This is a genomic window from Streptomyces sp. M41 (assembly GCF_043673425.1).
In the GTDB taxonomy this organism is placed as follows: Bacteria; Actinomycetota; Actinomycetes; order Streptomycetales; family Streptomycetaceae; genus Streptomyces.
Map to the genome: position 1 here is coordinate 26,453 of NZ_JBIMKE010000035.1, position 11,091 is coordinate 37,543.

The 11,091-nt window shown below is 70.6% G+C and carries 11 protein-coding genes; 1 reads left to right on the forward strand and 10 read right to left on the reverse strand.

Annotated elements, in window-relative coordinates:
- Positions 1-35 precede the first annotated feature (35 nt).
- The 4 genes from ACHBTE_RS30960 to ACHBTE_RS30975 all read right to left on the reverse strand — a co-directional run bounded on the left by ACHBTE_RS30960 (position 36) and on the right by ACHBTE_RS30975 (position 4,812).
- A complete protein-coding gene (locus ACHBTE_RS30960) occupies positions 36-782 on the reverse strand; it encodes a DUF6227 family protein (RefSeq protein ID WP_394728148.1) in 747 nt (248 codons plus the stop codon).
- Between the two features lie 178 nt (positions 783-960).
- On the reverse strand, positions 961-2,181 hold the full coding sequence (locus ACHBTE_RS30965) for an Ig-like domain-containing protein (protein ID WP_394728150.1): 1,221 nt from the start codon (positions 2,179-2,181) through the stop codon (positions 961-963).
- Positions 2,182-2,477: 296 nt separating this feature from the next.
- Entirely contained in the window at positions 2,478-3,515 is a 1,038-nt protein-coding gene (locus tag ACHBTE_RS30970; protein WP_394728152.1) for a P1 family peptidase, read from the reverse strand.
- 58 nt (positions 3,516-3,573) lie between these two features.
- On the reverse strand, positions 3,574-4,812 hold the full coding sequence (locus tag ACHBTE_RS30975) for a low temperature requirement protein A (RefSeq protein WP_394728154.1): 1,239 nt from the start codon (positions 4,810-4,812) through the stop codon (positions 3,574-3,576).
- Positions 4,813-4,986: 174 nt separating this feature from the next.
- Here ACHBTE_RS30975 and ACHBTE_RS30980 point away from each other — a divergent pair, with 174 nt between their 5' ends.
- A complete protein-coding gene (locus ACHBTE_RS30980; RefSeq protein WP_394728156.1) occupies positions 4,987-5,169 on the forward strand; it encodes a hypothetical protein in 183 nt (60 codons plus the stop codon).
- A 4-nt stretch (positions 5,170-5,173) separates the two neighbouring features.
- On the opposite strand, the gene mscL is transcribed toward ACHBTE_RS30980, so the two are convergent.
- From mscL to ACHBTE_RS31010, 6 genes are all read right to left on the reverse strand, one after another.
- Positions 5,174-5,665 (reverse strand): large conductance mechanosensitive channel protein MscL, encoded by a 492-nt coding sequence (gene mscL, locus ACHBTE_RS30985; protein ID WP_394728158.1) that lies wholly within the window; start codon positions 5,663-5,665, stop codon positions 5,174-5,176.
- Between the two features lie 129 nt (positions 5,666-5,794).
- Positions 5,795-6,364, reverse strand: coding sequence for a hypothetical protein (locus ACHBTE_RS30990; protein ID WP_394728160.1), 570 nt, complete (start codon positions 6,362-6,364; stop codon positions 5,795-5,797).
- A gap of 132 nt (positions 6,365-6,496) precedes the next feature.
- Positions 6,497-7,339 carry an S-methyl-5'-thioadenosine phosphorylase gene (locus ACHBTE_RS30995; RefSeq protein WP_394728162.1) on the reverse strand — a complete coding sequence of 281 codons (843 nt, stop codon included), beginning with the start codon at positions 7,337-7,339 and terminating at the stop codon, positions 6,497-6,499.
- A 142-nt stretch (positions 7,340-7,481) separates the two neighbouring features.
- On the reverse strand, positions 7,482-7,814 hold the full coding sequence (locus tag ACHBTE_RS31000; protein ID WP_394728164.1) for an FmdB family zinc ribbon protein: 333 nt from the start codon (positions 7,812-7,814) through the stop codon (positions 7,482-7,484).
- Positions 7,815-7,881: 67 nt separating this feature from the next.
- On the reverse strand, positions 7,882-9,174 hold the full coding sequence (locus ACHBTE_RS31005) for an MFS transporter (protein WP_394728166.1): 1,293 nt from the start codon (positions 9,172-9,174) through the stop codon (positions 7,882-7,884).
- Between the two features lie 259 nt (positions 9,175-9,433).
- Positions 9,434-10,969: a potassium/proton antiporter gene (locus tag ACHBTE_RS31010; RefSeq protein ID WP_394728168.1), complete on the reverse strand. Its 1,536-nt coding sequence runs from the start codon at positions 10,967-10,969 to the stop codon at positions 9,434-9,436.
- Positions 10,970-11,091 lie beyond the last annotated feature (122 nt).

An 11,091-nucleotide genomic window follows, 5' to 3' on the forward strand; every position in this document is an offset into this window, starting at 1 on the left:
GTGTCTTACGACACTGGGCCTTAGGACACTGGGCCTTACGACACCTGCGCCGCGCGCCGCTCCATCGCGTCCCGAGCCGCATCCTCGTCGGCGTACACCTCGCACATGTGCCGGCCGTCCGGCGTCGCCGTGTGCTCGACCTCCCAGAGGGAGACCTCCCTGCCGTCGTGCAGCAGGAAGGCGTGCTCGTAGAGCGAGAAACACAGCCCCGCGCGGCCCACGCGGCACGGGCGTCCGAACGCCTGCGTGATCTGGTGCGCGCACGCCGTGGCCAGCAGCGCGGCCGTCTCCGGGTCCGGCCGGTCGGCGTTCTCCGCCCGGCGCAGCAGCCGACGCGCATGGTCCGCCGAGTCGTCCGGCACATATGCGTGCCGCGGCGAGGGGATCGGCGACAGCTGCACGGTCACCGGCAGCTCGAAGTCCGGCGCGTCCGGCGGCAACGGCAGCCGGGCCGTCGCGGCGCGCAGCTCCTCCTCGTCGACGTACACCTCGTGCTGCGGCGTCCGGTCCCGTGCGGTGTTGTGCACCAGCTCCCACAGGGTGAGCGCCGAGCCGTCCGCGAGCAGCCAGGTGTGCCGGTAGGTCTCGCGGTGCAGTCCGGCGCTGTGATGCGCGGAGTGCAACGAGCTGTCATGAGCCAGCGCACAGTCGAGCAGCCTTATCGTCTCGTCGGGCAACTCGAAGGAGTTCAGCGCGCGTCCCAGGAGTCGCGCGAGGTGCTCCTCCGGAGACTCCGGCGACTCGGGTGGTTCGTACGCTGCCGTCTCGTACGGAACGCTCAAGGTTTCTCCCGGCGTTGCTGCATGTCACCTTGTGGGTGCATACCGTAGCCCCTCGGTCGGACATCATGTCCGGGAACCGAGAAAACGTACGTCCCGTAAAACGCGCGAGCCGCGCGAGAAGTTCCCGCGCGGCCCGATGGAGCGTCAAAAAACCCTGCTCGAAGGGTGTTTCACCGGTTCAGACAGCGCTGCCCGCGATCCACTGGCTCCACGCCATGTTCCAGCCGTTGAGTCCGTTGTCCGGCGTCACGCTCTTGTCGGGGGAGTTCTTGACGATCACCACGTCACCGAGCATCGAGTTGTCGTAGAACCACTTGGAGGGCGTGTCCCCCTGGCCGCCCTTCACGTCCTGGAGCCCGACACAGCCGTGGCTGGTGCCCTGGCGACCGAAGGGCGGATTGCCCTGGTTGTACCAGTAGTTGCCGTGGATGAAGGTGCCCGACTGCGTCAGGCGCATCGCGTGCGGCACGTCCTTGATGTCATACGCGTCGGCCAGATTGACCGTGCGGCTGTCCATGTGGAGCTTCTCGAACTTCTCGGAGATCACCATCTGCCCGTTGTAGGTGGAGAACTCCGAGCTGCCCGCCGAGATCGGCACCGACTTGATCGTCCTGCCGTCCCGCACGACCTTCATCGTCTGCGTGTTCACGTCGACCGTCGACACCTGCGAGCGCCCGATGGTGAACGTCACGGTCTTCTTCTGCACCCCGTGCACGCCGTTCGCGCCCTCGACGCCGTCCAGGTCGATCTTCATCGTGACCTTCGAGCCGGCCTTCCAGTAGTCCTCGGGCCGGAAGTCGAGCCGGTCCGCCCCGAACCAGTGCCCGACCACCTTCTGCCCGCTGCTGGAGGTGACCTTGATGTGCGACTGCACGGCCTTCTTGTCGCTGATCGCCTTGTCGAACTTGAACGACACCGGCATGCCCACGCCGACCGTCGTACCGTCGTCGGGGGTGTACGTGCCGATGAAGCTGTTGTCCTTGGAGACCGTCGTGAAGGTCGAGTCGGCGTCCGACGTGCGCCCGTCCCCGTCCTTCGCCTTGGCCGAGATCCGGTACTTCGTCCCCCGCTCCAGCTGCTCCTTCGGCTTCCAGCTGCCCCCGTCGTCGGACAGCGAACCAGGCACGGGCTGCCCGGTCTGAGCCACCGTCATCTTCACGTCGGTCAGTTCGCCGTCGCTGACCCGCACGCCGGTCGAGTTGATCGACGCGTGCGTCGAGCCGTTCTTCGCCGAGATCACTATCTTCGCGGCCGACGCCGAGGACGAGTCGTCGCCACCCTTACCGTCCGCCTCGCCGGTGCCACCGCTCCCGCCACAGGCGGTGAGGGTCATGGCACCGATCATCAAGGCGGCACAGGCCCCCAGGGCGCGCCGCGCTGCTATGTCCGGCGTTGTCACGAGCTGCTCCATCTTCATGCGGTCTGCGGGATCTGTTCCGTTCCACGGTGCAAGAGGCCACCGTCACCGGACCGGGTTCCCCACGTGCGCAGTGAACGCCATCACGTGACAGAACCGCGACATTCACATCGACGGTGACGGCGACGGCGGTGGCTAGGGCGACTGTGGCGGTGACGGCGGCGCAGGGGCATCGAGGAGCGGGGGCGAGCTTCCGCCTGCCTCCTCAGCGATCGCCCTGGGGCCTCCCCCGCCTCCCCCTCCCGCCCCCGCCTCCCCCTCCCGCCCCCGCCTTCCTCTCAGCTCTCCCTGCCCGCCCTCCCGTACAACTCCCGGTAACCAGGCCATGCTCCGCCCGGACCGTCCACCGAGTCGGCTGCGCGTACCGCGCGCACGATCGCGCGGGTCACCGTGTCCGCTCCCGCCGCGAGGAGCTCGTTCAGTGCGAGGGGGTGGGGGTTCAGTGCGCGGGCCCCGGTGGCCAGCGCGAACACGGTGTCCCCGTCGTTGAGCAGATGCACCGGCCGTACGGCACGGGCGATGCCGTCGTGGGACGTGCCGGCCAGCTTCTGCGCCTGTGCCTTGGACAGCTGGGCGTCGGTGGCGACGACCGCGAGCGTGGTGTTCAGCGGCGGCGGCGCGTTCTTCACCGCGAGTTCGGCGAGGCGCCGGCTCGCGGCCTCGTGGACGGCCGCCTCCGGGTACTGCACGCGGCCCTGAAACAACTCCCCGTACAGGACGCCGGTTTCGGGATCCACGGCCGACCCCGCCGCGTTCGCCACCACCAGCGCCGCCACCGTGATCCCCGAGTCCAGGACAGTGCTCGCCGTGCCGATGCCTCCCTTGACCGGCCCGACCGCGGCTCCCGTGCCGGCGCCCACGCAGCCCTCTCGTACGGCAGCGCCGGGTTCGCTCGCCGCGGCTGCCTCGACGGCCGCCCTTCCGGTCGCCGCGTCCGGCCGCGCCCGGAAGTCACCGCCCCGCCCGAGGTCGAAGACGCACGCGGCGGGCACCACCGGTACGACATGGGCAGGATCCACCCCTACCCGCACCCCCCGGCCCCGCTCCTCGAGCCAGGCCATCACCCCCGACGCCGCGTCCAGCCCGTACGCGCTGCCTCCGGTCAGCACGATCGCCTCGACCTTCTCCACGACGTTGCGCGGATCGAGTGCGTCGGTCTCCTTGGTGCCGGGGCCTCCGCCGCGCACGTCCACGGCGGCGACGGCGCCGCCCTCGGGCGCGAGGACGACCGTGGTGCCGGTGAGCCACCCGTCGCCGGTGCGGGTCGCGTGGCCCACCCGTAGCCCCGCGACGTCTGTCAGAGCGTCAACTGTCATGCGCCCAGTCTCGTCCAGCGGCCGTCTCCCTCCCATGCCCTCTTCGGGCGAACACCCCTTAGGCGAGCGGCGCCCGCGCCGGCTGACCGTTCTCCCGGGCCGTCATACGTGCCGTCAGCGTGACCCCGACCGCCACCGTCAGCGCCGAGACCAGGCCGGCCGCCAGCACCGCCCAGTCGCCGAGGAACGTGCAGCAGATCACCAGCAGGGCCGCCGTCGGCAGCACCAGCTGCTGGGCGATGCCGACCTTGAAGTGACGGGAGTGCAGTGCCCAGACGGTGAGCAGATAGAGCGCCGTCGGCAGGGTCACCGCCGCGGACGCGGCCAGCGTCGAGATGTGCGCCTTGCCGATGGCCTGCTCGACCGCCACCTCCAGGCCCGCACCGATCGCGGCGGCCGAGGCGAAGACCAGAAAGTGGCCGTAGCCCCACAGGAACGCCTGTCTGTTGCCGTGCAGATGACCGTGGATCGGCACCACGAAGTAGATCCACCATGCGGCGAAGATGATCAGCAGTCCACCCGTGGCGATCGGCAGCAGCTCGCCCAGCTCGTCGCTCTCGTCGATGCCCGTCTTTACGGCGATCGTGGCCGCGGCGATCGTCTCGCCGAGCACGATGATGGTGAACAGCCCGTACCGCTCGGCGATATGACGCGGATGCCAGGACGTGGACCGGTCCTTCTCCGCGTACAGCGGCACGCACATCTCGAGGATCGCCATCGCCAGGAACACCCAGGGCCTGGAGCCCTCGGGCAGGACCACCAGTCCCAGCCAGCCGACCTGGCACAGCAGTACCCCGCCGGCGTACCGCAGGGCCGTCGTCCGCTCCGGGCCCTCGCTTCCTCTGGCAGCGCGCAGCCATTGGCCCGCCAGAGCGACCCGCATGATCACGTAGCCAAGCCAGACGGCCAGGAACTCGTGGTCCTCGAACGCCCGGGAGATCCCGGCGGCCAGGACCAGGACACCGGCGATCTGGATCAGGGTGGCGATGCGGTAGAGGACGTCGTCGTTGTCGTACGCCGAGGCGAACCAGGTGAAGTTCATCCACGCCCACCAGATGGCGAAGAAGACCATCGCGTAGTCGAGGATCCCCTCGCCCGCGTGTCCCTCGGCGACGGCGTGCACCAGCTGGATGCCCGCCTGGGCGACGGCCACGACGAAACACAGGTCGAACAGGAGCTCCAGTGGAGTGGCGGTCCGGTGCGCCTCACCACGACCACGGGCCGTGAGCCTGCGCAGCGGGCGGTGGGTCTCGTGCGCGCGGGACGGTTCCGGCGCGGGAGTCGAACTGGACGTCATGAGGTCAAGCACAGCAGAAGGGGCGTGGAATTTCGCGCCCAGCGATTCACAACTGCACAACTGCACAAGGCCGGCCTTCGGTCCGCCGACGGTCTGCCCGCCGCCCGCAGGAGGCCCTCCTCCGTGGAGCCGCCCGCGGGATGGCCGTCCCCGCACCCGCCGTACCCTGGACGCATGAGTGCCGTCCCCGACCCCGCGCCGCGCAAGCCGAAGCCCGCGCTGATCTTCGACGACCCGCTGGACCAGCAGTCCTCGGACGACACGGACCGTGGCTGGGGCGAGCGGCCGGGCGGCGACGGCGACAGCGCGGCCGACCTGAAGCGCTTCCTCGACGAGAAGCCGCCCCACCACCTCTGACCCGCTACCGCTCGTCGCGCTCCCGGCCACCCTGTTCCGGGCCTCCGCGCTCCGGGCCACCGCGCTGGGCGACCAGGGCGTCGCGGATTTCCTTGAGCACCTCCAGCTCGGTCACCTCGATGACCTCGTGCGTGCTCTCCTTCGCCTTGCGCCGGGCCTCGACCCGGGCCAGGTACTTCGCCATGGGCAGGACCATCAGGAAGTAGACGACGGCCGCGGTGATCACGAAGCTGAGGGCCGCGCCGAGGACCGAGCCCCACAGGATCCGGATGCCCTCCTCGCCCTGGCACGTCGAGCTCAGGCACGAGCTGTAGTGATCGAGGTTCTTGGTCCCGATCGCTCCGACCAGCGGATTGATGACCCCCTTCACTACCGCGTTCACGATGTTGGTGAAGGCGGCACCGATGACCACCGCCACGGCCAGATCGACGACGTTCCCGCGCATCAGGAAGGCCTTGAAGCCCTGCCAGACGCTCGGTTCCTTCTTCTCGCTCACTTCGGAGCCACCCCTCGGACGCACAGCTTGTGGAACGGACCGCTCCGCAACCTACGTCAGCGCTCGTCCGTCCCGTCCAATGGGGCCCCTCCATCGAGGGAATTGACGGCAACTCACACATGACCCGGCTCAGCACACCGTCACCGCCAACCGCGCCATGGCACTCGCCCCCGCGAGCCGCGCCGCGGTCGGGCGCGGCACCGAAAGCACGACCAGTGCCCCGCCCCCGGCCGCGGTCTCCACGGGCTCCGGCACCTCCGTCACCCGCGCCCCGCGGGCGACGACCCGGGCGTCGCCGCCCGCCACACCGTCCTCCGCGGCGATCACGTCCACCCGGTCGCCGGGCCGCAGCAGTCGCACCGTGGCCCCGTCGGCGATCCGCACCGGCGCGGACACCCTTTCGACGGCCCGGTGCCGGCGGTCCGGCTCCATCACCGGCACCGGATGCCCACGCGCCTCGTCGGCCCGCGGGCCCGCCGCGACGAGTGCCGCCGCGGTCACCGCGAGCCCGGCCGCCATGGCCCGCCTGCGGTGCCGTACCAGCCGGCGCATCCGATGGTGTCCGCCCCGCACCCGCACCGGGGCGAAGTGCGGCACCTCGCATGTGGCCGGGGCGTCAGTGCCCAGCGGGAGCGGTGTGACGTAGTGGGAGGAGCGAGGGGACGACGGGGACGACGGGGACGACGGGAGAACGGGCATGAGGGCCACCACCTGCGACGACGGGACTGCTTGCCACGCCACGATGAGGCATCGCGCCGCAGCCCGCCGGGGCCCGTGGACTACCGGCCGGTTGTGGAAAACTCCCTCACCCGAACGAACCGTTCCGCCACCTCACGGCAGCTCGAACCCCGGATCCATCCCGCCCAGCGCCTTGGTGCACAGACAGTCCCGCTCCTCGTTCGCCGGCAGCGCGGCCACCGCGTCGAAGAGAACGCCCCGCAGCCGGTCCACGTTCGCCGCGAACACCCGCAGCACCTCGTCGTGGGAGACGCCCTCGCCGGTCTCGGCACCCGCGTCGAGGTCGGTGACCAGCGTCATCGACGTGTAGCAGAGCTCCAGTTCACGGGCGAGCGCGGCCTCGGGATGACCGGTCATGCCCACCACCGACCAGCCCTGCGCCTGATGCCACAACGATTCGGCGCGGGTCGAGAAGCGCGGCCCCTCCACGACCACCAGCGTGCCGCCGTCCACCGGCTCCCAGTCCCGTCCGCGCGCCGCCTTCAGCGCGGCGGCCCGTCCGGCGGGGCAGTAGGGGTCGGCCAGCGACACGTGCACGACGTTCGGCACATTGCCGTCCGGCAGCGGCATTCCGTCGAAGTACGTCACGACCCGGGACTTCGTGCGGTCGACCAGCTGGTCCGGGACCAGGAGCGTGCCCGGCCCGTACTCGGGACGCAGGCCGCCGACCGCGCACGGGCCGAGGACCTGGCGCACGCCGAGCGAGCGCAGCGCCCAGAGGTTGGCCCGGTAGTTGATCCGGTGCGGCGGCAGATGGTGACCGCGTCCGTGCCGGGGCAGGAAGGCGACTCTCCGGCCCGCTATCTCGCCCAGAAAGAGGGAGTCGCTGGGCGGCCCGTACGGGGTGTCCACCTGTACCTCGGTCACGTCGTCGAGGAACGAGTAGAAGCCGGAGCCGCCGATCACGCCGAGTTCGACGTTCGCCTTGTTCGCCATGCCCGCACCCTAACCGCACCCGGAAACGCCGCGGACCCCGTCGCCGTGCGACGACAGGGTCCTGTAAAAGACGGCGGGCTCCCTGCCCGGCGGGTGCGCCCCTGTGCCCGGGGCGGTGCACCCTGCGCGGAGGCGGTGCGCCCTACGCGGCGGAGCTGCTGCTGGAGGCGGTGCCGGTGCTCGACGCCTTCGAGTCCGAGGAGGACGAAGACGAGGTCGAGGAGGACGAGGCCGAGTCGGACGAGGAGGACGACGACGGCTTCGAGGACGAAGACGCCGGCGAGCTGCTCGACGAGGAGCCGCGGCTGTCGTTGCGGTAGAAGCCCGAGCCCTTGAAGACGATGCCCACCGCGGAGAACACCTTCTTGAGGCGGCCCTGGCAGCTGGGGCACTCGGTCAGGGCGTCGTCGGTGAACTTCTGCACCGCCTCGAGGCCCTCGCCGCACTCGGTGCACTGGTACTGATAGGTGGGCACTGTCTTCCTCCTGGCACTCTCACTCGATGAGTGCTAACGACGGTCCATAGTGACGTATTCCAGCCGCTCAGTCCACTGCTACCGGCACCCGGTGACCCACGCCACGTGCGACGGTCCGGCCCTGGGGGCGCACCGCCAGCCGTGAACGCAGTGCCACCAGGGTCGCGAGGGCGAGCACGGTGCCGCCCATCGGCACCAGGAACCCGGCGCCGCCCCAGAGGCGGTCCTCCAGCTGTCCGGCGACCGTCACGGCGGCGGCCTGGCCCAGCGCGACCGCGCCGGTCAGCCAGGTGAAGGCCTCGGTGCGGGCACCGGCCGGAACCAGGCCCTCGACCAGCGTGTAGCCGGTGATCAGCGCGGGCGCGATGCACATGCCGACGACCAGGCCGAGGCCCGCCAGGACGAGCACGGAGTGCGCGGCCCACAGCCCGGACGCGGCCAGCGCCAGGGCGGCGTACCCGATGACCAGCCGGCGCTGCGGGGCGACCTTCCACGCGATGGCGCCGCAGACGAGGCCGGCGATCATGTTGCCCGCGGCGAACGTGCCGTACAGGACGCCGTTCAGGCCGGGCTCGCCGATCGACTCGGTGAAGGCGGCCAGGGAGACCTGCATGCCGCCGAAGACGGAGCCGATGCCGAGGAAGGTCACGATCAGCACGCGCACACCGGGGACGCGCAGCGCGGAAGCGTGCTCCACGCGCGCGTGCCCGCCGACGCCGACCGTGGGCTGGGTGCTCTTCTGCGCGGCGAACAGCAGGCCGCCCAGCAGGGTGAGAGCGGCCTCCGTGACCAGGCCCGCGGCCGGGTCGACGGTGGTGCACAGGGCGGTGGCCAGCAGCGGGCCGAGGACGAAGGTCAGCTCGTCGGTGACCGACTCGAAGGCCGCCGCCGTCGTCATCAGGGGTGAGTCCTGGAGCTTCACGCCCCAGCGGGCCCGCACCATGGGCCCGATCTGCGGCACCGAGGCGCCGGTCGGCACGGCCGCCACGAACAGGGCCCACAGGGGTGCGTGGGAGAGGGCGAGCGCGGTCAGCGTCAGGCCCGACAGGGTGTGGATCAGCACGCCGGGGAGCAGGACGGCGCGCTGGCCGTAGCGGTCGGCGAGACGGCCGCTGTAGGGCGCGAACAGCGCCATGGAGACGCCGGTGACGGCCGCGGCGGCGCCCGCCGCGCCGTAGGAGCCGGTGGTGTGCTGCACCAGCAGCACGATGGAGATGGTCAGCATCGCGAACGGCTGGCGTGCGGCGAAGCCGGGGATCAGGAACGTCCAGGCGCCGCGGGTGCGCAGCAGTTGCCCGTATCCGGGGCGGGAGGAGGCCGACGAGTCCTCCGACAGCTCGTTGGTGACCGTGGATGCCACGGCCCGTGCCTTTCTGCCGCCTGGTAGCACGGCCCCTGTGGGTGGGGGGCGGCGCCGAGAGCTGTCCTCTTGCGCAAAACTGCGGTAGATACCGGCGCCCGGGGAGGAGGGGCGTCGCGGCCGCCATACGGTCGCGCCAGCTCTGCGTCAGGCAGAGTTGGTTTGATCTGGGTAACCCCTGCATAGTACAGGGAACAGTGCCTGTTGATCCTGTGAAAATGCGCACTGCCCGACGTCTCACCTGCGATTGGGCGCCTTGTCAGTTCGTCCCGTTCGTTCCGTTCATCCCCAGCCAGCCGGCCAGCTTGCCGCCGGCGCCCACGGCGCGCAGCCGGCGCTCCGCGGCGTCCCGCACCGGGTCGGTGGCGACCACGAGCAGCTCGTCCCCGCGCCGCAGCACGGTCGTGGGCAGTGGCACGAACGATTTTTCGTCGCGTACGACGAGGGTGACGGCGGCCCCGGCGGGCAGCCGCAGTTCGTTGATCTCGACGCCGTGCATCTTGGAGCCCTTGGGGATGGAGAAGGACAGCAGGTGTCCTTGGAGCCGTTCCAGGGGTGCCGACTCGATGCCGAGGTCGGTGGGCTCGGCCCCCTCGCCCAGATGCAGCTTGCGGCCCAGCCAGGGCAGCGTCGGGCCCTGGATCAGGGTGTAGACGACGACCAGGACGAAGACGATGTTGAAGATGCGGCGGCTGTCCTCGACGCCGCCCACCATCGGGATCGTCGCCAGGATGATGGGCACGGCGCCGCGCAGCCCGGCCCAGGACATGAGGGCCTGCTCCCGCCAGGGCATGCCGAACGGCACCAGGCACACCACGACGCTCAGCGGGCGGGCCAGCATGGTCAGCGCCAGTCCGATGACGAGCGCGGGCAGGATGTCGTCGCCCAGCTCGTGCGGGGTGACCAGGAGGCCGAGCAGGACGAACATGCCGATCTGGGCGATCCAGCCGAGCCCTTCGGCGAACCCGCGGGTGGCGGGCCAGTGCGGCAGCTTGGCGTTGCCCATCACCATCGAGGCGAGGTACACGGCGAGGAAGCCGCTGCCGTGGGCCATCGCGCCGGCCGCGTAGGCGGTGACGGCGATGGCCATGACGGCGATCGGGTAGAGGCCGGAGGCGGGCAGCGCCACGTGCCTGAGCCCCCAGGCGCCCAGCCAGCCCACCGCTAGGCCGATGGCGGCGCCGATGGCCAGCTCCAGCGTTATCTCGGCCAGCAGCACGTACGAGTGCTCGATCGGGCCGTGGGCGGAGAAGGCGACGACCAGGATGACCACGGGGGCGTCGTTGAAGCCGGACTCGGCCTCCAGCATGCCGGCCACGCGCGAGGGGAGGGGGATCTTCCGCAGTACCGAGAACACCGCCGCCGCGTCGGTGGAGGAGACGACCGCCCCGATGATCAGTGCCTGCCGGATCTCCAGCCCGATCAGGTAGTGCGCGGCCGCCGCCGTGACCCCGACGCTCACCGTGACCCCGACCAGCGCCAGCGCGGTGGCGGCCGGAAGGACCGGCTTGATCTCCTTCCACTTCGTGCCCAGACCGCCCTCGGCCAGGATCACGACCAGCGCCGCATAGCCGATGACCTGGGTCAGCTCGGCGTCGTCGAAGCGGATGCCGCCGATGCCGTCCTGGCCCATGAGCATCCCGATGCCCAGGTACACGAGCAGGCTGGGGAGCCCGCTGCGCGAGGAGATCCGGACCGCTGCGACGGCGACGAGCAGGACGAGCGAGCAGACGAGCAGGAGCTGGTTGAGGTCGTGGACAGTCAGCGGCCGTTCCCTTCCCTGGCCCGCGCGCACGCGCGCGTGGGCTCACGTACATAGGACACGAAGTGGCGGTCCTTCGTACCCAACTACTTCGTTACCTTACCTAACTCTTGACGATTTCTTGACGCTTCCGGGTGCATGATCGAACGTCCGTC